This is a genomic window from Stenotrophomonas sp. ATs4 (genome assembly GCF_051861585.1).
Lineage (GTDB): Bacteria > Pseudomonadota > Gammaproteobacteria > Xanthomonadales > Xanthomonadaceae > Stenotrophomonas > Stenotrophomonas maltophilia_AS.
The window spans coordinates 250,115-276,631 of the sequence record NZ_JBLYPK010000002.1; the positions used below are offsets into that span (position 1 = coordinate 250,115).

Annotated in this window: 14 protein-coding genes and 1 pseudogene; 4 read left to right on the forward strand and 11 right to left on the reverse strand. The window is 67.3% G+C overall.

Features of this window, described 5'->3' with window-relative positions:
• Positions 1-13 precede the first annotated feature (13 nt).
• A complete protein-coding gene (locus ABR323_RS04310; RefSeq protein WP_439448367.1) occupies positions 14-1,630 on the reverse strand; it encodes a ShlB/FhaC/HecB family hemolysin secretion/activation protein in 1,617 nt (538 codons plus the stop codon).
• 201 nt (positions 1,631-1,831) lie between these two features.
• Here ABR323_RS04310 and ABR323_RS04315 point away from each other — a divergent pair, with 201 nt between their 5' ends.
• Positions 1,832-2,167: a hypothetical protein gene (locus tag ABR323_RS04315; RefSeq protein ID WP_135273955.1), complete on the forward strand. Its 336-nt coding sequence runs from the start codon at positions 1,832-1,834 to the stop codon at positions 2,165-2,167.
• Between the two features lie 100 nt (positions 2,168-2,267).
• Here ABR323_RS04315 and ABR323_RS04320 read toward each other — a convergent pair whose 3' ends face one another.
• Positions 2,268-2,717, reverse strand: coding sequence for a hypothetical protein (locus ABR323_RS04320; RefSeq protein WP_439448368.1), 450 nt, complete (start codon positions 2,715-2,717; stop codon positions 2,268-2,270).
• Between the two features lie 115 nt (positions 2,718-2,832).
• On the opposite strand from ABR323_RS04320, the gene gspH reads away from it, so the two are divergent.
• The 3 genes from gspH to ABR323_RS04335 are packed head-to-tail and all read left to right on the forward strand — an operon-like array spanning position 2,833 to position 4,249.
• Positions 2,833-3,279: a type II secretion system minor pseudopilin GspH gene (gene gspH, locus ABR323_RS04325; RefSeq protein ID WP_439448369.1), complete on the forward strand. Its 447-nt coding sequence runs from the start codon at positions 2,833-2,835 to the stop codon at positions 3,277-3,279.
• An 8-nt stretch (positions 3,280-3,287) separates the two neighbouring features.
• On the forward strand, positions 3,288-3,638 hold the full coding sequence (gene gspI / locus ABR323_RS04330; protein WP_206141084.1) for a type II secretion system minor pseudopilin GspI: 351 nt from the start codon (positions 3,288-3,290) through the stop codon (positions 3,636-3,638).
• A complete protein-coding gene (locus ABR323_RS04335) occupies positions 3,635-4,249 on the forward strand; it encodes a PulJ/GspJ family protein (protein ID WP_439448370.1) in 615 nt (204 codons plus the stop codon). The genes gspI and ABR323_RS04335 overlap by 4 nt, the downstream gene beginning before the upstream one ends.
• A gap of 419 nt (positions 4,250-4,668) precedes the next feature.
• Here the strand turns inward: ABR323_RS04335 and ABR323_RS04340 are convergent, their stop codons facing one another.
• The 9 genes and pseudogenes from ABR323_RS04340 to gspK all read right to left on the reverse strand — a co-directional run bounded on the left by ABR323_RS04340 (position 4,669) and on the right by gspK (position 26,516).
• Positions 4,669-17,043, reverse strand: coding sequence for a filamentous haemagglutinin family protein (locus ABR323_RS04340; RefSeq protein WP_439448371.1), 12,375 nt, complete (start codon positions 17,041-17,043; stop codon positions 4,669-4,671).
• A 186-nt stretch (positions 17,044-17,229) separates the two neighbouring features.
• A complete protein-coding gene (locus ABR323_RS04345) occupies positions 17,230-18,399 on the reverse strand; it encodes a substrate-binding domain-containing protein (RefSeq protein WP_135273966.1) in 1,170 nt (389 codons plus the stop codon).
• A 269-nt stretch (positions 18,400-18,668) separates the two neighbouring features.
• A pseudogene (locus ABR323_RS04350) lies at positions 18,669-18,803 on the reverse strand (type II secretion system inner membrane protein GspF); the annotation flags it as partial.
• A gap of 108 nt (positions 18,804-18,911) precedes the next feature.
• The gene (gspF, locus tag ABR323_RS04355) at positions 18,912-20,111 is read right to left on the reverse strand and encodes a type II secretion system inner membrane protein GspF (protein WP_439448372.1); all 1,200 of its coding nucleotides are present in this window, start codon (positions 20,109-20,111) and stop codon (positions 18,912-18,914) included.
• A gap of 7 nt (positions 20,112-20,118) precedes the next feature.
• A complete protein-coding gene (gene gspE / locus ABR323_RS04360) occupies positions 20,119-21,552 on the reverse strand; it encodes a type II secretion system ATPase GspE (RefSeq protein ID WP_439448373.1) in 1,434 nt (477 codons plus the stop codon).
• Entirely contained in the window at positions 21,549-23,930 is a 2,382-nt protein-coding gene (gspD, locus tag ABR323_RS04365) for a type II secretion system secretin GspD (RefSeq protein WP_439448374.1), read from the reverse strand. The genes gspE and gspD overlap by 4 nt, the downstream gene beginning before the upstream one ends.
• On the reverse strand, positions 23,927-24,454 hold the full coding sequence (gene gspM / locus ABR323_RS04370; protein ID WP_439448375.1) for a type II secretion system protein GspM: 528 nt from the start codon (positions 24,452-24,454) through the stop codon (positions 23,927-23,929). Before gspM ends, gspD begins: the two co-directional genes overlap by 4 nt.
• Positions 24,451-25,614, reverse strand: a complete 1,164-nt coding sequence (gspL, locus tag ABR323_RS04375; RefSeq protein ID WP_439448376.1) for a type II secretion system protein GspL — start codon at positions 25,612-25,614, stop codon at positions 24,451-24,453. The genes gspM and gspL overlap by 4 nt, the downstream gene beginning before the upstream one ends.
• Positions 25,611-26,516 carry a type II secretion system minor pseudopilin GspK gene (gene gspK, locus ABR323_RS04380; RefSeq protein ID WP_439448377.1) on the reverse strand — a complete coding sequence of 302 codons (906 nt, stop codon included), beginning with the start codon at positions 26,514-26,516 and terminating at the stop codon, positions 25,611-25,613. The genes gspL and gspK overlap by 4 nt, the downstream gene beginning before the upstream one ends.
• Between the last annotated feature and the right edge of the window lies 1 nt (position 26,517).

The following is a 26,517-nucleotide window of genomic DNA, read 5'->3' on the forward strand; positions in this document are numbered from 1 at the left end:
TTCAAGGAAAGGGTCAGTAACTGGTGCTGATGTTGAAATGCAGGCGCGGGTCGTCCTTGCGCGTGACCGGGCCATCGGCATAAGGCCAGGCATAGTCCAGGCGCAGTTGCAGGTGTTCGCCCAGGCGCAGCTGCGCACCCAGGCCGACCGAAGCCAGGTTGTACTTGTCACGCTGATCGGGCAGCGGCTGGCGCAGGCGCAGGTAGGCCGCGTCGGCAAAGCTGTAGACACGCAGGTTGGTGCCGCTCCACAGCGACCATGCCGGGGTGCGCCATTCCAGGCTGGCCAGGCCGCCGTAGTCGCCGATCGCCTCGGCCGAGAGATAGCCGCGCACGGTGTACATGCCACCGGCGGCGAACTGCTCGGCCGACACCAATGGCGCATCGGTCACCTGCAGCGAACCGCGTGCATACCACTGCCAGTCGCTGCCGAAGGTATGCGTGTTGGCGACGTCCGCCTTGAACGCGACGAAGCTGGGGTCCGCCCAGTAGCGCTTCTGCCCGAACCCGATGGCATCACTGCCATAGCCGAACAGTCGACGGGTACCGGCCACCAGCTGCGTGTTGATGCTCAACTGATCCTGCTCGCCCTGGCGTACACCGACAAACGCCAGGGTGATCGGCGCGTACTTCAGCGGCGTCTTCAGGCTGTCCTTGCCCATCTGCGTGTCTTCCTCGGTGTCCTTGAAGTCCACGCCGAGGCTCAGCTGGCGCCACCACTGGCTGCTGCTCGCCAGACGGTAGTTGAGCTTGATGCCGATCGAATGACCATTGCCGATCACATTGGTGCCAGTGCCGGAACCAACCTGCCCACCCGCGTTCAGCACGCGGCTGTCGGACTTGTAGCCGGACGCTTCCAGACTCCACGGCGTGCCTTCGAACGGCATCATGTACGAGGCCGAGAACACCTTGGCCTGCTTTGTATCTTCCGGCGCCAGGTACACGCCGATGTTGGCGCTGTGCCCGCGCTTCCACAGGTTGTCGTAGGCCAGCGATGCACTCAGGCGCAGCTTCTCGGTGTCTGCACTGTGGTCGTTGTTGAGTGACGCGCTGGCACGCCACGGCGACTTCTCTTCGACCTGCAGGTCCACATCCATCGTGCCTGGAACCTGGCCTTCGCGCACCAGCGGCATCACCTGGCGTCGTCCGCCCTCATTCAGCGCGGTCAGTTCCTTCTGTGCCTGGTCGAAGTCCGGAACTTTGCCTTCCGCCAGTGCTGGCACGCGTTCGCGGATGCGCTCGGGCGATTCGTGCTTCGTGCCCACGACCCGCAGCTGGCCGATCGGTGTCTGCTGTACCTTCAGCAACACCACGCCACCACTGACCTGCTGCTCGGGCAGCTCCACGTAGACCGACTGGTAGCCCGCCTGCTGGTACAGCGCACTGACGGCATCGCGTGCCTTCTCGACATCGGCCAGGGTCTTTCCCGGGCCGAGGAAGGGCTCGACCGCGCGCTCGATCTGGCGCGGATCGAGCACGGTATTGCCGCGCACGATGTATTCATTGATGTTCACGCTGGGCGCAGGCGCCGCCTCCTGCGCGAACAATGGCAGCGGCATCGCGGCCAGGGCCAGCATCAGGGGATGCAGGCGCAAGGGAAGGCGGACGGCTCGGCACGGAACAGGAGTCATCGAAGGCATCGCGTCGTATCGAAGGGAATGGCCATGGAGCGGCGCGTGGGTCTACCAACAGGACGTGTACGTCGCGTCAAAACCGCCAACAGTTTTGTGACAGCACTGTCATCTTTTGACAGCGCGGCAACACACGCAGGCGGACCCTGCCTTCGCCACACGTCTCTATTGCGGAACGTCGATTGCTGCGGGAGATTCGAGATGCGTGAATCATTGATGGTGGAACTCCGCGCTGCCCTCACCCTTGCGTTGCTGCTGGCGCTGCCATCGGTTCGCGCCGACGAGGCGAAGAAGCAGGAAGAAGCTGCGCCCTGCATCGAAGTGCAGGTCAACGGCGAGCGGATTCCGGCCTGGGACTGCCTGCAGCGCAAGCTCGCGCCAGCATCGAAAGCGGCGAAGTCACCGGCGCTGCCGGAGGCCGAACGCCTGATGCGGCAGCCCGGCAACCAGCTGATGCAGTACAACCTGGAAGGCACACGACAGCGCATGGGCGATGCCTTTGGTCGTTCGGTGGTACCGCAGCGTCCGGCGCGCTGAGCCTGCGCGGCCGTAGAACCAAGCCCACGCCCTGCAGGATTTTGTAGAGTCGAGCCATGCTCGACAGTTCTTCCACACGCAGGCGAGCGTCGGCCAGGCTCTACAGTGCGGCCGGCACGATGCCATCGCTCGGCACCGGCGGCAGCTCGGGCACCGGCAGGCTGCGCGATCGCCCGGCCTGGTTCAGTTCCACCGCACTGGCACTGATGCTGGCCAGCACCGTGCAGGGTCCGAGTCGTTGGCCGGGCGCATACGCTTCCGCCGGGCGTCCATCCACCGAGAGCAGGGCCAGTGGCGCATGGTCACCGGCCATCACGCCCAGCACCACCACCTCAGTCTGCACTGCACCGGGGGACAGCAGCCGCACCAGCGGCAGGCTGGCCACGGCGTCGAACATCGGCCGTACCGGTGCCTCGGCTTTCGCCTCGCTGGCCGAGGCCGCTGGCGCCACCGCAGACAAGGTGACACCCCAATAGGCCACCACGGCCAGCAGCAGCGTCGCTGCCAGCAGGGTCAGTATGCGATTGCGATCCCAGCACCTGCCATCCATGTTCCGCACCACCGCCACGTTCGTGTCCGCCTACGCTAGCAGCTGTGGCTGACGCTTTTGTTTCATCATGCGGGCCTACGCTGGCAGGTATCGACCCGGACAGGAGGCAACGTCGATGCAGCGCGTGCCGCGTGGCTTCACCCTGCTTGAACTGATGGTGGTGCTGGTGATCATCGGCATCTGCACGGCCGGAATCGGGCTCGGGCTGGGCAGCCTGCTTGATCCGGGTCGGCAGCTGCGACAGGAGGCCGAGCGATTGGCGCAGCGCCTGCAGGTTGCACGCGACGAGGCGCGTATCGATGGTCGCCCCCTGCGCTGGCAGGCTGACGCCAACGGCTATCGCTTCAGCCGCCGCGAAGGCAGCCGCTGGGTGACTGTGGAGCGTGATGATCTGCTGCGTCCGCAGAAGTGGCAGGTGACGGGCATCGCCGTGCAGCCCACCCGCGCCATTGAGCTGAGCCCGGAGTGGATCGGAATCGCCTGGGAGCTTGGACTGTCGCTGGATGGCCGCAAACTGCGTCTTCGTGATGATGGCAGCGGACAGTTGCAGGTCGTGCAGTGAAGCAGAACATGCGCGGGTTCACCCTGATCGAAGTGCTGATCGCATTGGCGATCGTATCGATTGCACTGGCTGCGGTGATGCGCTCGGTGGCAGTGGCGACCGACGATCAGTCACGGTTGCGGGATCGCCGCCTGGCACTGATGTGCGCGCAGGACCGCTGGCAGGAACTGCGCCTGAGCGGACAGGTACCGCGGGATGCCCGGCAGCGCTGTGTGCAGGGGCGCGGCAGCTTCCTGGTGCTTCAGCATCTGGGCACGGGCAGCGACGGCCAGCCGCAGCTGGAACTGAGTGTGGTTGCCGAGGATGCTCCACGGCAGTCGCTGGCGCGAATGCAGTTGCCGTGGACGGCGGCGCAATGAACCGTTCCGTGCGCGGCTTCACCCTGATCGAAGTGATGATCGCGATCACCATCATGGGCGTGCTGGCGCTGATCTGCTGGCGGGCGCTCGACAGCGTGGCCAGCAGCGACCAACGGCTGCGCCAGGCAGATGCCGAGACCACGACTGCGCTGCCCGTGCTGCAGCAGTTCCAGCGCGATATCGAGATGCGTGCCGACGATGCGCTGATGAATGGTGCAGTGCGCCCGGCCGATCGTCCGCAGCGATTGCTGCCCCCGTCTCTGGTGAGCGAACGGCACCCGGATGGGAGCTTCGCGCTGGAGATCACCCGCAGCGCGGGCAGTGATGGACTGCGCTGGCAACGTGTTCGCTGGTGGCGACAGGGGAACACACTGTGGCGGGCCAGTGGTGCGGCCACGGACCGGTATCCGTTGCCGGCGCCGGAACTGTCGAAGGGCATCGCTGTGGCGCGTGAGGTGCAGCGGTTCGAGGTGCGGGCATGGCAGCCTGGTGCCGGCTGGGCGACGTTGCCGAGCGAAGGCGAGGTGCTGCCGGCCACCGGCCTGGAACTACGGCTGGGCCTGCGCGATCGGCGTGGGCCGTTGAGTTACCGGCGGGTGCTGGAGCTTTAGGGCTCGTCCCTGGCAACGCATCCACGCATGGCGTGGATCTACTGTTGAGGCTGATCTGGTGGGTGCCGACCGTTGGTCGGCATTGCCCGCATCCACGCATGGCGTGGATCTACCGCCAAGCCTGATCTGGTGGGTGCCGACCGTTGGTCGGCCGTGAGGCTGACCCGGGCCTCCACGCACGGCGTGGATCTACCGCGCTCCTGCCGCCGGGTGCTCTCCTGCACCCGGCGGCGCTGTGTCGGTGGTCCTCACCGCTGATGGCCGCTCCCTGCCCTCGGTGCCGTCCTGGCTGGGGCCGCCACCGTTCCGTGGCGGCTGGCCCGATGCTGTTCGTTCTTTCGGCCCGGTCGCATCCACGCATGGCGTGGATCTACTGCCGAGCGCGATCGGCAGCAATGTGTGCCGACCAAGGTCGGCACCTACCGGCGCTGTGTGCCCTCGTCGCGACTTGCCTGTGGGAACTGGAAGGCGCTATTGGCGTCGTAGCCGCTGTTGGCAGTGTTGCCTCGCGCCGGCGGGGTGATGCTGCTGGTGCCGCTGCCAAAGCCCAGGATCTGAACGCTGATCACCGACGGTTGGTTGCGCCGTGCATCGTCCTGGCTCTTGCGCATCACATCCTGTGCCGCCTGGCTCGCACTGTTGGCCGCCGCACTGGCCGAGGCCAGCGCGTTGACGTTCACCGTGGCCAGCACCGGCAGGCCCTTGCTCTCGCCCTGCACCTGGATGTTGGCCGCGTTGAGCACCTGCAATGCGGCCAGGTTGATGTTGCCGGAGACACGGATACCTGCTTCGCCTGCATCGATGGTGCCCAACGGCGCGATCAGGTCGACGTCGCCCGGCGGTACTTCAGGAATCGGATCCAGCGTCGCGAAGCCGGCACCGCTGACCGGTGCAAGCGGTGACAGACTGACGTTGCCCCATCGGTCGTACAGGCGGCGCGGCGGCGTATAGACCAGCGTGGTTCGCGAGCCACGGCCCGCATTGATGTCGCCCTGTTCAGACCAGGCCAGGATGTCACCCCCGAAGGTGGTCATCACCCGCGACAGGCCCAGCAGCACGCTGTCCTGGCTGAACAGACGGATATCACCCTGCCCCTGGGTCACCAGGCCAGCACTTGCGGGAGGCGCCTCGCCGACCACACCCACCACGATCTGCCCGCCCGGCGCCAGCAGCTCGATGTTGCCACCGGCCTCGGTGCGCACACCCGAGCCGCCGTACATCACGATATCGCCAGTGCGCTGGATCGTCGCTCCCGCTGCATCCTTGTCCGGCATCAACGTGGCGATCGCCTCACGGCCACGCAGGTAGGAACCAGAACGCGGGCCTTCGGCATCGGTGTACTCACGACCGCCCTCGCGCAGTTCCGCGTAGTAGACCTGGCGCAGGAAGATACGCTGCTGCTCCTGCGGCAGTGCGTCGAACAGGGCCAGCGCCTGGGCGCCGTCAGCACTGATGTTGAAGCGCTCCTGCAACCACTGCTTCAGTTCCTTTTCATAGACCTTGACCACCTTGCCCGGCTGCGATGCCAGTGTCTGCGCGGGATCGGCCAACCGGGTCGCATCCAGGTAGCGTGCGCGCACGGCCCCGAAGTCGATCTGCTGGTTGCCCGCGGTCATCGCAATGCTGGCGCCGGGGCGCGTGTCGCCCTGCACCAGGCCGCCCCGGCTGACGATGCTGCCGCGGTCTTCCTGGCGCAGCTGACGGCCGGCGCTGACATCGACGTTGCCGCTGCCGTATACGGTGACATTGGCATGCACGATGTCGCGCCCCGCCTGCAGCACCGTGACATCGCTGGCGCTGTTGTTCAATGCAAGGACGGTGCTCGACAGGATGTCCTGGCCTGCACGCAGCTGCACCGGCGCAGCCACATCAATCCACTCGCGAACGGTGCGGCTGCTGCCACTGGCGGCGTTCAGCATCCATTGTCCGCCCGTGCGCAGACCGATGATGTCGCCCGAGCCTGCGTAGAAGCGGTTCGGCGTGCCCCCGGCGGTGCGTGCCACCGCCAGCATGGGCCGGTTCGGCCCAAAGGAGAACAGCGGTATGGCAGCGCCCCATGTGGGTACCAGAGCCTTGATGCCATCGAGCGAAATATTGCCGAGCAATTCGGTGCCCTTCGCGTCCCGTGCGGTGAATACAGGATCGAACGGGGATGGCAGGCGCGTGTCCGCACCGGAGCTGCTGATGTACGGCGATCGATCGCCGGCGATGATCGAATCGCCCGCCAGCAACTGCAAGCTGCCCGTAGTCGAAGGAGCGGTAAGCAGTACGTTGTTCTCACCGCCTTCGCCCAACTTGATGTCGCCGCTGGTGGCCTGCACCTGCAGCCTGGAGGGATAGATCCAGTAGGCGAAATTGTCGCCGGTGGATTCCGACCGCAGATTCTGCCCCGGGCTGCTGGCATGCGCTGTCAGCGGGGTGGCGTCGCCACCGAACGAAACCAGATTTACTGCCGTGGCCGCGGTCCACAGCGAGAAGCCGGTAGTACCCGCCGCAAGACCGCCTCCCGCCAGCGCCACCTGCGGTGCATTGAATTGCACCACACGGCCGGCATCGGCTACGCCGCCCAGGATGACGTCGCCGCGGGCGTGCAGGTTTGCCACGGCGTCGCCCAGCACCAGCACCGGACCACCCATCGCCTTGCCACCGAAAGCGCGGAACGGATCGCTGGGGCGCAGGCCACCGCTGGGATCAGTGTACTGGGAGATGCCGACGGCACTGCCACCAATGCGGGAGGCCTCAAGACTGAGGCTGCCACGCAGGTTGGTGAAGGTGCCATTGAGTTCCAGGTCCTGCTCGTTGCTGACGTGATTGAGCGTAGTGGCCATCAGGTTCGGGTTGAGTGCACCGCTGGCGCGCAGGCTCAGATCGCCACCACCTGTCAGCACCAGCCGCCCATCATCGACACGTCCGGTCGCGCCCACGGCCGCGTTGATCGCGGTGGAGAAGCGGGTGCTGCTTGTGTTCTTCAGTGCGTCACCCTTTGCCTCGGTCACACCCGCATGCCTGCCCGCATCAATCTCAAGATTGCCGCCACCCAACGTACCAAAGCCGGTGAAGCCGACCATGCGCGGACTGGGGTTGGAGAGCACGGACACATTGGCGTAAGTGCCGAAGTTGATCCACCAGGCGACAGGCTGCTGCTCGACGCCCGCAACCGCACCTGTGCCCTGGCGCCACAGCCAGTTGGCGACCGCGCTGCTGGCATGGTTGGCCAGGTCGCCCACCTCCGAGCCGGACGACGACAGCTCCCCCCATGTTGCCCCGGTCACGTCGCGGCCGGCCGCGATGCTCAGGTTGCCACCGTGATCCGGATACCACGCGCGATAGGCGGCAAGTGCGGCGTCATAGTCACCACTGGACTGCTGCAGCCCGAGCAGTGCCTCGCGTCCGGTCGGCGGCGCGCGCTCGGACTGGAAACGGGCATCGAGGCCATTACCCAGCGCGGTCGGTGTTCCCGCGGTATAGACGCCGAACACCGAGCGCATTGACAGATCGCGGCCGGCCATCAACTGCAGATCGCCACTCCCGGTGCGCAACACGCTCCACAGCGGCGTGCCATGTTTCGGCTGGCCTACGGTCGCCACGTCACGCATCTCGCCGGGCATCACGCAGATGCCCGAACTGACCGAGCCACACAGTTCCTGCTCGGTCATCCCGAACATCTCGGCAATCTCCTTCACTGGCATGCCGACCAGCGACGGATCGCCCATTTCATCGGCGCCTTGTGCCGTGAACAGGTAGGGCGCCACCTCGCAGCTGCTGCCAGCCGCGCAGATCGCGGACTCGGGTTTGCCCAGGTGCTCGGCCAGCGCCTTCACCGGCTTGCCGACCCAGCTTGCATCCACACCTTCGCGCTGCGCGCCCAGGGCGGTCACCCGCTGTTCGCGCACGAACGTGGACACCATCGTCGCTGCGCGCACAACGCCGTAGTGGGTGTCGGCCAGCACCAGATCACCGCTGCCCAGGCGCCGCGCACGCGGGTCGGCCGCCTCGGTATCGGCGCCTGCAACGGCGGTGAGGTCCCACGACGTGGTGCCTTCAGGCAACATCTGCGCCAACGCCCAGTTGCGCCCCTGTCGGCCATCGCTGCCCACCGGGCGCAGGTCGATCGGTTGCCCGCCGGCCAGCTCCAGCGTGGTCATTGCCGGAATCAGCGAACCTCGTGCCAACGGTGTGCGCGCGGCCAGTCGCAGCTCCGTCGGCAATCGCGCGCCGGCCGGCCAGGTCGTGGCCCTTACGCTGGCCTCGCTGCGCAGCTGGAAACCGGCGCCCAGGCGCGAACCGGCGGGCAGTTGCAGTGGCTGCGCCAGCACGCTGCCTGCGGCATGCACCTGGCCATCGGCCAGCGTAACCGCTGCCGGCAGCACATACCCTGCCGGCAACGTAAGTGCCTGGCCCAGCGTCATCTCCACCGGCACCGTGGTGCCGGCAGGCAGGACCGTATCGCGCACCGCAATGGCGTAGTTCAACACTACACCCGCCGGGAAGCGCGTGCCGGGCTCCAGTACGACGTTGTCATTCGGCACCAGGATGTCGCTGCCGAACGGTGTAAAGCCGGTGCCGAAACTCTGCCCTGGCACCAGCTGCCAACCGCGATCATCCGGGCTGGCCGGTGGCGGCGCAAAGCCGTCGTTGATGCTGCCATGAATGAACAGGTCGCCGGCTGCGCGCAGGCGCAACGCACCCGCTTCACCGAAGCCGCGACGCGCGGGGTCCTGCCGATTGGCGTTCGGGCCGTAGCGATAGCCGGAAAGATCGATATCGCCGCCGACGGTCAGATCGCCATGCGGATTGCTGGACGAAACTGTACCGACAACATCCACGCCAGGACGTAGGCGCACGGTTCCCAGCGCGGCCACCCGTGCCGACAACCCGGTATTGCCCAGCGCGGCGCTCATCCATGCACTGTTGGCCGGGTCGACCACCGTATCCAGCCACGACTGGGTAACCAGCTGCCCGCGTCGGCCGTTCACATCCGCCGTGTCAGCCAGGGGTGCGTCGTCATAGCGGCGCACGCCAGTCACGAAGATATCGCGCGCGCCAAGCACCTGCAGCCCACTGCCGGTGTCGATGCCGGCATCGTCGCTGCCCACTCTCGGCACGTTCAGCGCGAACGTGCCACGGGCGCGTCCATCGTTCTGCCCTGCCCCGGTACCGATGGCCACGCTGGTGCCGCTGCGCAGATCGATCCGCGCCGCCGACCCCAGCTGCACGCGTCCGTCGCGGCTTTCCAGCTCGACGATGGCACGGTTGGGGCTGTCAATGATCTTGCCATAGCTGTCCACACGCAGTGCCGTGCCGTGGGCGTCCAGGCTTCCGTCCACCTGCAGGCCATCGCGCGCGGCCAGTCGGATGCTGCCGACCTGGTCGCCGCTGGCATCGATGCGCCCCGCCACCCGCAGTGCGCCACCGTCGACGCTGATATCCACCTTGCGCGCTTTCACTTCGTCACCGATCAGCAGGTCGCCCTGCTTGGTCTGGAAGCTGCGCGCGCCGGTGACACCGTCGCGGGTGAGGCGCTGGTTGAGGCCACTGAAGTCAACCAGTTCTTGCGCACGCACAACCAGCTCACCGCTCTCGTACGGCACCCGGCTGCCACCGGCGTCCAGCGTTCCGCTGGCCTGACCAAGCAACCGGCCCGCCAGGTCGACATGCCCGCCGGCAGTACCCAGTGCGGTCACGGTGAGGCGACCCGCGCGGTTGTTCTGCGCCGACAGATCGATCCGCGATGCGGCGTCGCTTCGCACGTCACCTTCCCCTGCGGTCAGCGTGACGTCACCGCCGACGCTGTAGGTATCCACATCGAACAGGCTGACCTTGCGCCCGGCCAGATCAAGGTTGGCGCTGCTGCCAAGCTGCACCGAGCGGGCCGCCGTGGCCGCCAGACGGCCCGAGGCCAGGGCGATGCGGGTATCGAGGAGGATGTCGTTGGCGTCCAGCGTCAATTCGGCGCCCAGCGCATCGGCCGCCGTCGAGGCGCCCGCACCATGCACACGCAGCGAACCGCCAGCGGTCACCGCCAGCTTCGCCCCTGCTTCCGCCGTCACCAGCGGTGCCTGGATATCAAGGTTGCCGCCACTGTAGGTCCAGCCCTTGGCTGGGTCGTAAGCGCCCTGGAACTGGTGCACATTCAACGCACCATTGCCAGCGAAGACCACTTGCTGTGCGGCACGCAGGTTCACCCCGGCGAAACCGAGAACCTGCCGCCCTGCCACGACCTCCGAGGCCGGCCACGACTGTGGTGCCGGGCCAAGCCGCAACGTATCGGCAATGATGTCCAGCTGACCACTGCCAAGGCGGTCGACCATCGCCGCTCCACCGGGTTGCGCGGCATCCGAATCCGCCAACCCACTTGCCGCAAGTGCACCGGCCCAGGTGAGGTTGCCGGCGAAGATGCGCGCACGATCGCTGCTGTTGCCATAGCCATGGATGGCCGGTGCGCCCAGCACCAGGCTGCGAAGGCTCGACTTGCCGGTCGCGCTGTCGCGCGTATCGAGGTCGACACTGCCGAATACATTGATCGACTCGGCCGCCGAGAGCTTCAGCGTCTCCAGTGCCGGTGCGCCGGTGGCGGTATTGCCGCGCAGCAAGGTGGTCAGCACCTGCTGGTTCATCATCATGCCCGGCGGCAACGCGGCGGCCGCAGCGGCCCGCGCGATGGCATCGTCGCTGCCCAGATTGATCGCGGCCACGCTGACGCCGAGCTGGCGGGTACCGTAGCTGGCCGTGTCGCGCAGCTGCAGGCTGCCATTGGTTGCGACGTTGATGCTCCCCTCCGACACCAGTCGTGCCTGGCCCACACACTGACGCCCCGGATCGCAGGTGCCGATGTCGAAGCTGACCAGCGACGGATCGCTTCCCTCGCGCAACGGCGCGGCCAGCAGATCGGTACGTCCGTTGGACACCACCATCACCCCGCCCTCGGCCTGGTAGTAGAAGCCGGCATCGGCGGGCAACGAAGCGGCACCGCGACCGAGCGTGTCGATACCTGCGCCGGCTTCCACGCGCACACCGGTGCCACCGGCCACCGCGCCCAGAATCACTTCCGGCGCACGCAGGACCGCGCCGTCCCGCAACACCAGGTTCTGGCCGACGCCGGCCACCTGCAGGCGCTGGTTGCTGGTTGCGCGGACCTGTGCGTTGAGCACGAGGCGAGAAGGCTGCAACGCGTTGAGCACGTCTGCCTCGATGGTGGCGCCATTGCCGGTGGAACTGGGCGTGCGACCGGCCGCCACCACTTCCAGTTCACCCAGCCGATTGACCAGGTTCACTTCCACCGAACCGCCGATGCCCGCGCTGCCCGCTGCCGGCGAAAACCGGGTCTGGCCCTGGAAACTGACGGCGGGTGTGCCCTCCCTGCCGGCGCCATTGCCAAGCCCGAGGCGCAGCGTGCTGGCATCGACAGTCTGCCAGCCGCGTGGCGTGCCCAACCGTTGTGCGGACGCGGTCACGAATGCGTTGTAGCTGGTCTCGTTGTAGCTGGAATGCCGGCGCACGGTGTCTGCCGGGGTCAGCAGCAACGCGGTCAGCAAGGGAGAACGCAGGCCACCCAACGTTGACCCCGTATGTCCGCCGACCCTCCAGGAGCCGGTGCCGGTGGCCAGCGGCGCACCGATGCCGACCGCGCCAGTCTGCCCCAGCTCCACCCGGAACGCGCCCTGCTGCAGCGCGAAGCTGGCCGGCAACAACGTGTAGGTGCCGGCCGGCAATCCAGGCACGCCGGCGGGAATCGTGATCTGCTGGCCGATGCCAGGGTCCAGTGTGCCATCACTCAAGCCCAGCGGCGCCGCACTGCCGGTGTAGCCAGGCAGGATCGCGTATACCGGGCTTGCCGATTCGCTGAAGCCATAACGCGGATTCGCATCGGCCAATGCATGGCGCAGGATGTCGACCGAGCCACCGCGCCCGCTGACAAAGGCAGCACCGGTCAACTCGCCGCCGCCGGAGAGATCCAGCAGCGCCCCTTCGGCCACCTCGGTACGGCTGCTGATGATGGCGATGCCCTTGGGGTCCGCGCCGCGCGCGGCACCGCCTACCGGCGGTATGGCATGGGCGCTGCCGTCCCTGCGCCAGTCCACGCCATCGACGGTGCCACCGAACGGCACACTGATCCCCGCGCCGCTGGTGGAGGTCACGCTTCCGGGCAGCAGCGTCACCGAGCCGGCCCGGCGCCCGTCGGCATCGGTACCACCCAGGGTGATGGCGCCCAACGGCGCCCGGAGGATGCCGCCCTGCTCGATGGTCGCTGCCACCACTGACAGGCCGCCGGACACCGACAACGGCAGGGCTAGAACCGCCCCGCCAAGACCATGGATGCGCACGATGCCTTCGGCATCATCCCAGCGGCTGATCGCACTGCCCGGCTGCGACACACCTGCCGCCAGCACGCCGCCCGCATCGGCCACCGGGTACAACTGCGCTGCGGTTACATCCAGGCTGCGCGGCGCGACAAGCTGCGCGCCGGTACCGCCGATCGCTGCGCCACTGCCCAGGAAACGCACATCGCCGCGGCTGCGCAGTTGCACGTCGTCGAATCCCGCCAGCCAGGTGGTATTGCGCAGGTCGATCAGGTCCGCGTCCACGCTGAAGCGGTGCTGGCGACCGGTATCCACCGCCACGACAGCGGTATTGACCGGGTCGCCGCCTTGCAGAGGCAACCAGCTGCTCTGGGCGAGCCGAACGTAGGGCGCGCTCAGCGCCAGCAGGCCGCCAGCGCTGCCGCCCGGCAGCATGCCCAGCCCATCCTGTTGCAGGCCGTGGAAGCGCAGGCTCTGGCCGAGGCGCAGTTCCACATCACCCTCGGCGCGCACGTTGCCGAACAGCGACAGATTGTCGAAGCCACCGGCACCGACCTGCGCCGCCGACAGACGTGCGTGCCCGTACTGCAGCTGGGCCGGTACGGCCTGCTCTTGATCATCCTGACTGAGCACGATGGCGCGCGGTGCCAGCACCACATCACTGGCCCCGCGCGCATGGCTACTGCCACCGAAGGCGATGCCCAGGGTACCGCCCTGCGCGCCGGCACCGCCTGCAGCGGCCTGCAGAGCGCCCTGCAGGTACAGCGCGTTGGCCGATCGCACCACGATGGTGCCGCCATCGCTGGCCACGTCCTGGCGGCCGGCGCCATCGATGTCCAGCTGCGCCGAACTGCCGTTGGCCAGCAGTTTCGCACCGCGTTCAACCACCACGAATGCATCTACCGGCCGATCAGGCACGTTGTCCTGGCCGTCCCAGTCGAGCGCGCCTCCAATCTCGATGCTGCCCCCCTTGCGCACCTGCCCACGCAGGCGGCCACTGGTATCACGCGCAGTGAAGGCGTCACCGCTGACGTCGAGTACACCCTGCGCACCGATGCGGTAGGTGCGCTCGTTGCGCTGCGAGTCGAACAGGCTGATCGGTTCGCGAATATCATCCAGGCGAATGCGACCACCCGCCGCTTTCAGGCCGCCATCGACCGTGATGCTGCCAGCGCCGCGCAGGGTGATCGATTGACCGGCATCCACGCTGACCAGGGCGCCGCGACCGATACGCAGATCACCACCGGCCTCATCCTGCTGCGACCGCAGCGTCAGGCTCGCGCCCTTGCGCTGACTGAGTCTGCCGGTAATCGGGTCCGCGCTGTACAACGGTGCCGACCAGACCTGCAATGCGTCGTGCCGGTCGCGTGCCTGCATCGCTGCTTCGGCCAGGCGCAGGCCCGGCATGCGCACGGCGACGATGGCTCCGTCCGCCACCCCCACACCTTGCTGGCCATTGATGTCATAGCTGGCGAAACCCTTGTTGAACAGGGTCTCCTGCAGGGTGAGTGCGCCGTCGGCCGGCTGCCTGCCGATCACGATACGTCCACCGTCGCCCAACGACAGCGTGCCGCTGCCGGCGCCGAGCGCGCTCAAGCGTGCATCGGCAGACAGCTGCAGGCGACCGACCCGTCCACTGCTATCGACCACGCTCGCTGCCTGCAGGCTGACGTCGCCGCCCTTGCCGATCGTGACCTTGCCCTTTGCATCAACGCGACCGCCACCATCAACGCGAACGTCGCTGTCCGGCACCACGACATCGTGGCTGTTCTGCAACCGCAGCTTGCCGCCGTCGGTCCACGCCATGCCGGAGCTGGCTTCCGGTTCCAGCAACGCGTTCACCCAGCGGCCACTGAGATCGATGCGCGCGCCCTCCGCCAGAGCCACGCGTGAACGGCCCGCCTGTAGAAGCCACGCAACCGGCGCGCCGACGCGGCTCAGTTCATTGCCCGCCTGCACCTGTCCACCCGCGATCTGGATGTCCCCACCCAGCAGTACGTCGGCGGCAGTGAGTACCAACTGTCCACCATCCTGCAGGCGCAGCGCACCATCCACCGCGATGCTGCCACCGCTGGCCAGATCAATGCGTCCCCACTGCTGCGCGCTGAGCTGGTTGGCATCGAGCCACAGCGCATTGCGTTGTTCCGGCGGCAGTGGCGCCTGCAGGGACACGTCGGCGGCGGGCAATCCACCATCGACGATACGCACCTGGGTGTCGAACACCGCATTGCGACCGTTGCCATCGTAGCGTCCGAGCCACAGCTGGGCATTGCGCGCTACGGCGGTCTGCGCCTGCGCGTAGCCGTCGCGTGCAGCATCGGGCGTCTTCGACTGCTGCGCACCCTGGAAGGTATCGGTGGCAACCTGCCCCTGCAGAACCGCACTGGGAGCGGACACCAGCAGCCGGCCAGCGTCGCGGCCGACGGTATAGCCATTTTCCACCCGCTGCTCGGCACCGATCAGCGGATTGCGGAACACATCGGTGGCTCCCCAGCGTTCCTGCTTTACTTCAAAGCCCCGGTACAGGCCTTCGTAGCGCATCTCGGCCGGCGCATCATCCAGCCGGTACAGCTGACCGTCGGTGCCACGCAGCCAGCTCTGCTTGATGACACCACTCTGCACATCCAGGCTGCCACCGGCGAGGTTGATCTTCGAGCCGGCATGGGTCACCACTTCGGTGCCGGACAATTGCACGGTACCGCCCTGCGCGGCCCATTCGCCTATGGAATGGCCCTGGTTGTCGAGATAGCCCCCCACTTCCAGCAGGCCACCACCGGCGTACCAGCGTTCGGCGGCGTTGCCACCGGTGCCTGCGGCCACATGCTGCAGCTGGCGTCGGTCGATCCAGACCTCGCTGCTGATCAGCTTGCCACTGTCACGGTTGTCGGGAGAATCACGCAGTTCGTTGCCCTGCACCTTCACCTGTACGTTGTTGCTTTCCATCGCAACCCGCACGCCGACAGCGCCCGACACGTCGATGCGCGCCGCATTGCCGGCATAGGTCCGGCGCGCGGCATCGGCCACGACCTGACCGCCGGTGGCCAGGGTCAGCGAACCATCCTGGAAGTTCACGTCGCCGCCGGACACGATCTCCACCCGTGACTGGTCACGCCGGTCCTGCATGCGCGAAAGATTGTCGAACGCCCCCGCGCTGCTGGCGCCTCGCAGCAGGTCCTGCTCTGCGGAAGCCTTGACCAGCGCATCGCGGCGGCTGTCCAGTGCTGTGTTCTTGCCATCATCTTCGATCAGCACGGCCGTAGTCGCGCCGCTGGCCAGGGTTACCGTGCCCGCGCGATCACTGATCGCGTTAAGCAGGTGCACCGTACCGCGCTGATCCAGCGTGGTGGTTGCCACGGTCACGCCCGCTTGTTCCACCGTGCGCCCGGCCAGGGTGATGTCGCCCTCACGTGCCTGGATCAAACCACTGTTGCGCACGCTGCCGGCACTGCTGCCAGCGCCGATGCGTGGCGCGATCTCATTACCGGCCGTCGTCGATGCGGTGTTCTGAGCGGTGCCGACGCCGCGGCGAATCACGAACGAGTCGCCCGCAGCCAGCTGCGTCTGGCCCTTGCGTGTTTCGATCTGGCCGGCATTCTCCACGGTGTGGCCGGCCAGCAGCACATAGCCACCGCCGCGGGTGGCCGAGGCAGGCGCCTGCGTGGTGATGCGGGCGCCCTGCTCGACCAGGACCGCACCGAACGCATCGGTGAGCGCAGCCGTGCTGTTGTTGGCACTGTACAGGCCGTTGTCACGGAACTGGCCATCGCTGATCCGTGTCGCCGCCGCGACCAGATTGCCGACGTTGACCTGGCTGTTGCTGCCAAACACTACGCCGTTGCGATTGACAACGAACACGGTGCCGTTGGCCTTCAGCTGGCCCAGGATCTGGCTGGGACGTGCGCTCGGATCGTTGACCCGGTTCAGCACCGCCCAGTCCGCACTCTGCACGAAATCAAGCGTGGTGTTGCTGCCGATGTTGAAGGTCTCCCAGTTCAGGATGGCCTTGTCAGCGGTCTGCTCGATGCTGACCTGCACCTTGCCATCACTGGCCCTCGACTGGATCGCTTCGCGTGCATTCACCCAGCCACGGGTCAGGGGGTTCTCATCAACCTTCAGGCCATCCTTGCCGAGACCATCGGCCACCACGAAGCCGGATGCACGCGGCTGCAGCCGGGCCTGTTCCTGCAGTCGCTGCTGCAGGGCGATGGCCTGTGCCGCGGTGCCCAGACTGTCGATCGATTGCTGCAGCTTCTGCCGCGCTGCATCCTGCTGCTGCGCGGGCAGCTGAAACTGGATCGGCGCCCCGTTCGGCATGCGTCCAGTCTGTGCCGCTGTACCCTGTGCTGCACCGCGGTCGGCAAACCAGCCCGGCGAGAATGCCTGCTGCGCCTGGGCAGGCAGCATCGGCGTGGCCCCCAGGGCAAGCGCGATGGCCCAGGCCATCGGATGGCTGTGTGGCGCAGTGAGCAGGACGGGCGTGTGCGGGTGCGACATCAGGACCTCGAGCGACCGACGGACGGTCTGCGGCATAGGAGAGATTCGACTGCCCGCAGGCACGGCCGGGCACTATCAGATAGACGGTGTCCGCGCCGGAAAAACGACAGCTTCTTCACATTCGGCGCGACCACAAAAAAAGGCGCCGACCTCGCGGCCGGCGCCCTGTTCAGCAGGTACGGTGGATCAACGGCCGATGCCGGCGCAGGTGCTGGCGTTGCCCAGACCGGTGGCCGGGGTGGCCGAGATCAGGTTGTTGGCAACCGCTTCGCGCCAGGTCTGGGTCAGCGGGATGAAACCGTGCGCACGCACGGCGGCATCGTTGTTGCCGGCGACGCCCAGGTTGTAGTGCTTCTCCAGGAAGTTGCGGACGGCCTGGCGCTGCGGCAGGGTGCGGTAGCACTGTGCGAACACCAGGTTGGTGTAACCGGCGATCGGGTAGCCGGCGGTCGGGTTGGTGAACACCGGCACCCACTTGGCCGGGTTGGCGATGTCGGCACCGGACGGCGGGGCGACGGTGTTCAGGGTAGCGGCAACGCTCACTTCATCCGGCGAGAAGCCCTTCACCTTGGCAATCTTGGTCGCGTCCTGCAGGTTCGGGATCACGTCCGGGCCGACATAGCCGATGGCGCCGGCAACCTGGTAGACACGGTTGTACAGCGAGGTACCGCCGGTGGCCGGGGCCGCTTCCAGGAAGGCCGGCAGGTTGTTCTGCGCATCGCGGGTGAACAGATCGGCAAAGGTCGACTTGACCTGGAACTTGCCGCCGACCAGACGGGTGGCGCTCAGGTCTTCGGTGGCGCAGGCGGCGGTCAGGAAGCGGGTCAGCAGCTCGCTGGTGCCGCTGCTTTCGCCGCGGTAGATGACCTTGATGGCGCCGCTGCGGGCGCTGTCCAGCTGTGACCAGTCGTTGATCTTGCCCGAGAACACGCCGCAGATCTTGGCCACGTCCAGGTTCAGATCACCACCAGCCTTGTTGTACGGCACGGTGACCGAGGTGGCGACCGACGGCAGCTGCAGCACCGGGCCGAGCGTGGAGGCCAGCGCCGAGTTGTTGTAGTTGGTGATCTCGGTGCTGCTCAGGACCGAGTCGCTGCCAGCGAAATGCACGTTGCCGGTGCCGTTGGCGATGAACAGGCCGATGGTGTTCTCGAGGAAGGCCTTCTTGCCGGTGCCCGAACCGGTCACGGCATAGCTGAAGTTCGCCGGCAGGATGCTGTCGGTCGAGCCCTTGTACAGATCGGCCGGCAGCGAGGCGCCACCACCGTTGATGAGGGACTGCTGGGCCGAGGCGGCACCGGCAGTGGCGAGCAGCGCGGTGGCAACCAGCGCGGCCAGAGTCTTGTACTTGTTCATGATCTTCTCCTGAAGGGTTTACTGCGAAGGGAAACGCCAAGGGAGGAACGGTCACTACACGCCTGCTGCCGCCGAGGGCCTCCCAGCCCACTCTGCGGCGACGTGTCCATGCTGGTCCGCGCCGATGACAGGCCGCTTAAGAAACCTGTGGAAGATCAAAAAAAGGTGTGGAGGATTGTGTGGAGAATCGAGGATCAGTAGATCCACGCCATGCGTGGATGGATCACCAGTCGGGCTCGAGACGCGGTGCATCCACGCATGGCGTGGATCTACTGCACCAATTGATTCATTTCCATGATCGGCATCAGCACCGCCAGCACGATCGTCAGCACCACGCCGCCCATCACCAGGATCATGATCGGCTCCAGCAACGCGGTCAGTGCCATCGCTTGACGCTCGATATCAAAGGTGTGGAGGATTGTGTGGAGAATCGAGGATCAGTAGATCCACGCCATGCGTGGATGGATCACCAGACGGGCTCGAGACGTGGTGCATCCACACATGGCGTGGATCTACTGCACCAATTGATTCATTTCCATGATCGGCATCAGCACCGCCAGCACGATCGTCAGCACCACGCCGCCCATCACCAGGATCATGGTGGGCTCCAGCAGCGCGGTCAGTGCCATCGCACGACGCTCGATCTCGCGCGAGATGGTCTGTGCGGCACGATCCAGCAGCGGCGCCAGCGAACCGGTCTTCTCGCCACTGGCCACCAGATGCACCAGGATCGGCGGATACACCTTCTGCACCTTCAGCGCAGAGCCAAGCGCGGCACCTTCGCGCACGCGCGCGGACACATCATCGGCACAGCGCGCCAACAACGCATTGCCCAGGGTCTGCCGGGCAGCTTCAAGCGCACGCAGCAGCGGCACGCCCGCATCCAGCAGGATCGCCAGTGTCGAGGCGAAGCGCGCACTGTTCACACCCAGCACGAAACGCCCGACCATCGGCACCCGCAGCAGCATCGCGTCCCAGCGCAGGCGCAGCTCGGGTCGGCGCAACGCCAGCCGCCACGCCACCACCAACGCAGCGATACCCAGCCCCGCCCACACGCCCCAGCTGCGCACGAACGCGCTGGCGGCCAGCATCACCTGCGTGAGCATCGGCAACGTCTGCCGCGCCTGCACGAACGCGGTCACCACCTGCGGCACCACGTAGCTGAGCAGGAAGATCACGATCGCCACCGATACCAGGCTGATCGCCGCTGGATAGATGAAGGCGGTCAGTACCTTGGCCTGCAGCGCATTGCGTTCTTCGATGTAGTCGGCCAGGCGCTCCATCACCCGTGCCAGATCGCCGGAGTCTTCGCCTGCTCCCACCAGCGCCCGATAGATCGGCGGGAAATCGCGCGGCCGCGCGGCCAGTGCCACGGTCAGCCGCTGGCCTGCGCGCACGTCGGCGCGAACTGCGGTGAGCGCCTGGGCCACGTGCGGACGTTCGGCCTGCTCGATCACCGCACTCAATGCGCCTTCCAACGGCAGGCTGGCGGCCAACAGGCTGGCCAGCTGACGCGTAGCCCAGGCCAGCTCGCTGGCAGACAGCCGGCGGGCGCCCCAGCCACTGCCCGCACTGCGCGCCGCGCTCACCTGCACCGGTGTCAGCCCACGACCGCGCAGCAGCTGGCGCGCACCGCGCGGGCTGTCGGCATCCAATTGGCCCTTCTCGATGCGGCCCTGCGCATTGGCAGCCTGGTAGTCGAACAGTGCCATGCGGGCCTCAATCGTCGCCAGTGACGCGCAGGATCTCTTCCAGCGTGGTCACCCCGCTGTCGACCCAACGCTGACCATCCTGCCGCAACGTCCGCATGCCGGCGCGCCGTGCCGCCTCGCGCAGCGCGGGCTCACCCTGCCCTTCATGGATCAACGCGCGCACGCGGTCGTCGACCACGAACAGCTCATGGATGCCGGTGCGCCCGCGATAGCCGCTGTTGGCGCAGGCCGCGCAGCCCACCGCACGCCATACGGTGCGGCCCTCGCCGTCCACCTCGGCACGCCGGCACTGCATGCAAAGCCGCCGCACCAGGCGCTGCGCCAGTACACCACGCAGCGACGAGGCCAGCAGGAAGGGTTCCACACCCATGTCGGCCAGGCGGGTCACCGCCGAGATCGCGTCATTGGTGTGCAGCGAGGCCAGCACGCCATGCCCGGTCAGCGACGACTGCACGGCAATCTGCGCGGTTTCCAGGTCGCGGATCTCACCGATCATGATCGTGTCCGGGTCCTGGCGCAGGATCGCGCGCAATGCCGTGCCGAAATTCATGCCGATGCGCGCATTGACCTGAATCTGACCGATGCCGGCGAAGTCGTACTCCACTGGATCTTCCACAGTGAGGATGTTGCTGGTGCTGCTGTCGAGCTGGCCCAGCGCGGCATACAGCGAGGTGGTCTTGCCGCTGCCGGTCGGCCCGGTGACCAGCACGATGCCGTGCGGTTGCCGGATCAATCCGGTGAACGTGGCCAGGGTGTCATCGGCCATGCCCAGGCGCTGCAGCTGCAGGCGGCCGGCGTCCTTTTCCAACAATCGCAGCACGGCGCGTTCGCCATGCCCGGTCGGCACCGTGGAAACACGGATATCCAGTGGCCGCCCGCCCACGCGGATCGCGATGCGCCCATCCTGCGGCAAGCGCTTCTCGGCAATGTCCAGGTGGGCCATGATCTTGATACGTGATACCAGCGCTGCGTGTAGTGCGCGCCGTGGCTGCACCATGTCGCGCAGCGTGCCGTCCACCCGGTAGCGCACCACCGAATGGGTCTCGAACGGCTCGATATGCAGATCGCTGGCGCCATCGCGTGCGGCCTGTGCCAGCAGCGCATTGATCATGCGGATCACCGGCGCATCGTCCTGCGCATCCAGCAGATCGGTCACCTCCGGCATGTCCTGCATCAGCCGGTCCAGATCGACTTCGCTTTCGGCGGCACCCACTACGGCAGCGGCATCGCCGCCGTCACGGTACTGCTCACCCAGCCGCTGTTGCCACGTCTCAGCATCCAGCGCCTGGAACGGCAGCGGGCCATGCCGGCGGCGCAGTTCGGCCACGGCCCACGCCGCGGTGTCGGCGGTGCCCAGCAACACGGGCTCGCCGCCCGCCTCGGACAGCATCACGCCATGGCTGCGCACCCAGGCGTACGGAAGCGGCGCGGCGGCGCTCACGGTCCGATCACCAGTTCCGGCGTGTAGCCCAGCCCGCGCAGCTGCTGCAGTGCCGGGTCCAGCGTCGCCGGGTCGCGCGGCAATCGCACCCGCAGGCGTTGCCCGCTCTCGCCCGGCGTCGCTTCGGCATAGGCCTGCAGGCCCAGTGCCCGCACCTGCGCCACGCCCTGGCTGGCACGCGCCGGGTCCAGCCCCTGCGCGAACTGCACCAGCTGAGCATCGCCCTCCCCGGCCGGATACAACGCCGCCAGGCTGGTGTTCTGCAGCGGCTGACCCTTCCCATCGCGCGCATTGCCCTGGCCGAGTACAGACAGGTCCTGCGGCGGCAGCTGCGGTGCGGACAGCGCCGGCAATGCCCAGCTCTGTACCGGCTGCGCGCTGGCCTGCGCGTTGCGCATGTAGTCGTAGCGGTCGCGGGTCAGGCGCTGGCCGGCGGCAGGGTCGCGCACCACGTGTGGGCGCAGGAACACCATCAGGTTGGTTTTGGAGCGCTTGCGCGTATCACTGCGGAACAACGCCCCCAGCACCGGAATCCTGCCCAGGCCCGGCACCGCATCACGGCCGTGGCTGACGTTGTCCTCCAGCAGGCCACCCAGCACCATGATCTGGCCATCGTCCAGCAGTACGCTGGTATCCAGCGCACGCTTGTTGGTGATGATGCCGGCGGCACTATTGGCACTCTGCGCGTCGATGCTGCTGACTTCCTGGTAGATGTCCAGCTTCACCGTCCCGCCCTCGGAAATCTGCGGGCGTACGCGCAGCTTCAGGCCGACGTCCTCGCGCACGATGGTCTGGAACGGGTTGTTGCTGCCGCCACCACCGTCGGTCACGTAGCGGCCGCTGACGAACGGCACGGTCTGGCCGACCATGATGCTGGCCGCTTCGTTGTCCAGCGTCATCAGGTTCGGCGTGGACAGGATGTTGGCGCCGCCCTTGCTCTGCAGCGCGTTGGCCAGCGCTTTCATGTTGAGGATCTGGCCGACACCGGGCAGGTTGATGGTGCCGTCGATCACGCCGATCTTCAGGCCATCCTTGGGCAGCACGTCCAGCGTGGTGCGCGCACCGGTATTGAGCCCGCTGCCGCCGGTAGCACCACCGAAGTGGGTGCCGCCAAAGGTACGGCCATTGCCCAGCATCCACTGCACGCCCAGCTCGGCCGCATCGGTCTGGTTGACCTCCACGATCAGGCTTTCCACCAGCACCTGCGCACGGCGCTGGTCGAGCTGGTCGATCACCCGTCGCAGGTTGCGGTACACCGGCTCCGGCGCCGAGATCAGCAGCGTGTTGGTAGCCACGTCCGCCTGCACCGAGATGCCGTTCTGGCTGAAGCCGGTGCTTCCCGCATCGATCGGGTCGCGGCGGCTCGGATCAAGCCGCTGCGATTCCAGCGCGTTGCCTCCGGTCTTGGCCTGCTGCGGTTGCGACGGCTGCGCGGGCGTGGGCCGGTTGGCGTCACCCGGCAGTGGTGTGATGCCTTCATTGCTGCCCATTGCCGGTGCATCGCTCTGCCCGGCCACCACACCTCGCAGCACACCGGCCAGCTGGTTGGCTTGGGCATTGCGCAGGTAGACCACATGCAGGTTGCCGGACTCGTCCTGGGCGCGGTCCAGCTTCTCCACCAGCTGCCGCGCCAGACGGGTGCGGCCGGGGCTGCTGGAACGCAGCAGCACGCTGTTGCTGCGCGGGTCGGCCATCACCACCACCTTCTGCGTGGGCTCGGCGCCCTGCGCATCCAGCAGCGGCGCGACCATCGCCGCGACATCAACGGCAATGCCCTGCTGCAGCTTCACTACATCGGTGTCCATGCCAGCCGGTGTATCGACGCTGGCGATCACCCGCGCGATGCGCTCCAGGTTGTCGGCATAGTCGGTGATCACCAGGGTGTTGTTACCCGGGTTGGCAGTGATCGGATTGTCCGGGCTGATCATCGGCCGCAGCACGGTCACCAACGCGGCCGCGTTCTCGTAGCGCAGCGCGAAGGTGCGCGTGGCGATCTCGCCCCCTGCACCACCGCTACCGACCCGGCCACCGAGCAGCTTGGCATCGGCCTGCGGCACCACCCGGCTGACGCCGCCGTTCTCAACCACCGCGAAGCCACGCATGCGCAGTGCGCCCAGCAGCAACTGGTAGGCTTGGGTACGGCTGACCGGACCATCGGAAACCACCGTCATCTTGCCGGTCACCCGTGGGTCGACCAGGAACTGACGCCCGGTGAAGCGCGCCGCCATGCGCAGTACGCCGCCGATATCGGTATCCACCAGGTTCAACTGCACCGGCTCATCGCGGGTGTCCTGCGCCAGCACCGGCGCCGGCACGTGGGCCACGCCCACGATCAGGGCCAACGCAGTACTGCAGGCAAGGCTGCGCATCGCCCTCATGGATGGGCACCCACGTTGGGCGCCATCACGATGTTTCCGGAAATCCGTGCCGCCGGCATGTTCGCATCCCCTGTGCGTGTCAGTTGCAGCTGCTGCAGTTCGATGGCCGGATCGGCCAGCACGGGCAGCAGCCAGTTCCACAGCGCGTCAGCGGGCACCGCCTGCACCTGCAGGTGCCAACGCCCGTCGCGCGCTTCGATATGCAGTCCCTCGGCAAGGCCGGCCGACGTGATCCCGTCACGCAGCCCGGCCATCGTCGGGCGCTGTCCCTGCGTCTGCTGCTGGCGCTCGCGTGCCTGCAGCAGTGGTGCCAGTACACGCGCCTGCGCCTGCAGCCGCGGCAGCTCGGCCTGCCAGTGCGTGCGCTGCTTCAGCAGCGGCTCCAGCCACAACATCCACAGACCCGCCGCCAGCAGCGCCACCACCATCACCCACAGCATCAGCCGGTCGCGCGGTGGCAGGCGCTGCCAGCGCTGCTGCAGGCCCGCCAGTTCCCCGCCCAGCCGCAAGGAGCGGGTCGTCACTGTCCAGCTCCGCTCACCCGCAGGCGTCCACCGGCTTCGCGCGCCAACTGCAGCCCCTGCGCCTGCACTGCCTGCTGCCAGCGCTCTAGCCGCTGTGGATCATCGGCCAATACCTGGGCATCGGCATCCAGCTCCATGTCCAGCTGGCCCGGTTGGTAATGCAGGCTGCGCACCTGCCCCGCCAGCTCAGGAACCGCCTGCAGCGTGCTGGCAACCTGACGCTGCAGTGGCGGCAATGGCGGCGCCGGCAGTGGCACGGCCAGTGCTCGCCTTGCCTGCAACACCGGGTCCACCACATCGGTGATCTCCGGGAAGCGTGCGCTGAACTGCCGTGCCATGTCCTGCTGCAACGCTTCACCCTCGATCCGCCAACGCGAGACCTGCAGCTGCAGGCCGAGTGCAGCCAGGAGCACTGCCGCCAGTGCCAGGCCGATCGCCAGTCGCGGTGCTTGTCGGCCTGTGCCGGGCAACGGCAATGACCAACCCGGCAGCGGGCCACAGGCCTGCCGTTCCTGCGTGACGGCGGAGGCCGGCAGGCTGTCCGGCCACGTCGGCGGCACACTATCGATCCACTGCACGGCCTGCACGCCGGCCTGTTGCAGGCGCACGGCCAGCGCCTGCATCACCGCACAGGCGTCACGTCCGCCATACCATTGAACGAAACCCCGATCCCGCCCGCAACGCACCAGCAGGTGCTCGCCGCTGACCTGCAGCGTGGCCTGGCCGTCCTGCCAGGGCAGCAGCAGCGGCGTCGGATGCAGTGCCTGCAGCCGCAGTGCACACGAAGCCAGCAACTGCTGCGCCTGCAGAAGCGCCTGCTGGCCCAGCCAGGCCACCGGAACCGTGCCGTCTGCTGCCTGCGAACCGTGGGCCAGCGCCACCTCCTGCAGGTCATCCAGCAGCATCGCCTCCACCTCACCCTGCAGCGCCGACTGCAGGCGGCGCCCGGACAGCGGCGGCAGCTGCAGTTCCAGCAGGATCAGGTCGTTCGGATCGAGGCAGGCATGCACCGCAGCCTGCGGATGCCGCAGGCCCAGCGCCGCCAGCGTGTCGCGGCCGTGAGCCAGCACCTCGCCCTTGTGCAGCTGCGCCCAGTCCACCTCGCTGTCGGCGCGCAGGCGCTCAAGCGCAGGCAGACGCACCCGAAGCTGCACGTTCATGCGCCGATCCTCGTCCATACGCGTTGCACACGCACGCCATCGTCGCGGTACTCGCGCCAGAGCAGCGCGCGAAAATCAACCGCGCTGCCGTCAGCCTGCACCTGGCCGACGGCCAGGAACCACTCGCTATGGATACCCAGGGGAAGCACGGCCATCTGTTCGTTGCTCAGTTGGAGTCGGTTGGCGATGTCGCCGCGATTGAGCAGCCAATGGCCAGCGTCGCGCTCACCGAGCAACGCCTGCAGCCGTGCCGGCTCGACCACGGGCGTCACGGCCTGCAGAACGCTCAGGTCGCTGGTGTTGGCATTGACCAGGGTCTGCGCCGGCAACACCACGGTGCGCCGCGCCAGCGCCTGCAACGCCACCGGATCGGCACCAGGCAGCGCCTGTTCGATCAGTGATTCGCGCGGCAGCGGTGCCTGCGCCTGGATGTCGCCGTCGCGCAGGCGCGCCTGGATGTGCTCCGCTGCCGACGCGCAGGCACCCTGGCCCAGTCCCTGCCCGGCACACAACGCGATGAACGCGTGCCGTGTCTCAGGATCCGGCCTGCCATGTGCCAGCAGGTTGCGCAGGTTGAACATCGACTGTGCATCGACCAGCTGCAGCTGCACCGGCAACGGCGCCTGCAGCTCCAACGGGCGCGCCCAGCGCCCGCTGCGCACCGTAGTCAGCTGTTCCTTTACATCCTCGCGCAGCTGCTGCGCCGCACGCTCCAGAGTGGCGTCCACTGCCATGCGTACCTGTGCGCGCAACTGGTCGCCACGCAGCGCGCGCAGCTGGGCCGACTGCCGGGTCAGCAGTGCCGTGGCAATCACCGCCACCAACGCCACCACCAGCAGGGCGACGATCACCGCCATGCCACGTTGGCGGACACTCGAAACAGAACGCATCCGGGCTGACATC

Excerpts from the sequence above, each read along its gene's own strand:
- gspI (WP_206141084.1), top strand. The coding sequence starts at position 3,288 with ATGCGCGGGTTCACCCTGATCGAAGTGCTGATCGCATTGGCGATCGTA.
- gspD (WP_439448374.1), bottom strand. The coding sequence starts at position 23,930 with ATGAGGGCGATGCGCAGCCTTGCCTGCAGTACTGCGTTGGCCCTGATC.
- ABR323_RS04320 (WP_439448368.1), bottom strand. The coding sequence starts at position 2,717 with ATGGATGGCAGGTGCTGGGATCGCAATCGCATACTGACCCTGCTGGCA.
- ABR323_RS04335 (WP_439448370.1), top strand. The coding sequence starts at position 3,635 with ATGAACCGTTCCGTGCGCGGCTTCACCCTGATCGAAGTGATGATCGCG.
- ABR323_RS04310 (WP_439448367.1), bottom strand. The coding sequence starts at position 1,630 with ATGACTCCTGTTCCGTGCCGAGCCGTCCGCCTTCCCTTGCGCCTGCAT.
- gspH (WP_439448369.1), top strand. The coding sequence starts at position 2,833 with ATGCAGCGCGTGCCGCGTGGCTTCACCCTGCTTGAACTGATGGTGGTG.
- gspK (WP_439448377.1), bottom strand. The coding sequence starts at position 26,516 with ATGTCAGCCCGGATGCGTTCTGTTTCGAGTGTCCGCCAACGTGGCATG.
- ABR323_RS04345 (WP_135273966.1), bottom strand. The coding sequence starts at position 18,399 with ATGAACAAGTACAAGACTCTGGCCGCGCTGGTTGCCACCGCGCTGCTC.
- ABR323_RS04315 (WP_135273955.1), top strand. The coding sequence starts at position 1,832 with ATGCGTGAATCATTGATGGTGGAACTCCGCGCTGCCCTCACCCTTGCG.
- gspL (WP_439448376.1), bottom strand. The coding sequence starts at position 25,614 with ATGAACGTGCAGCTTCGGGTGCGTCTGCCTGCGCTTGAGCGCCTGCGC.
- ABR323_RS04340 (WP_439448371.1), bottom strand. The coding sequence starts at position 17,043 with ATGTCGCACCCGCACACGCCCGTCCTGCTCACTGCGCCACACAGCCAT.
- gspF (WP_439448372.1), bottom strand. The coding sequence starts at position 20,111 with ATGGCACTGTTCGACTACCAGGCTGCCAATGCGCAGGGCCGCATCGAG.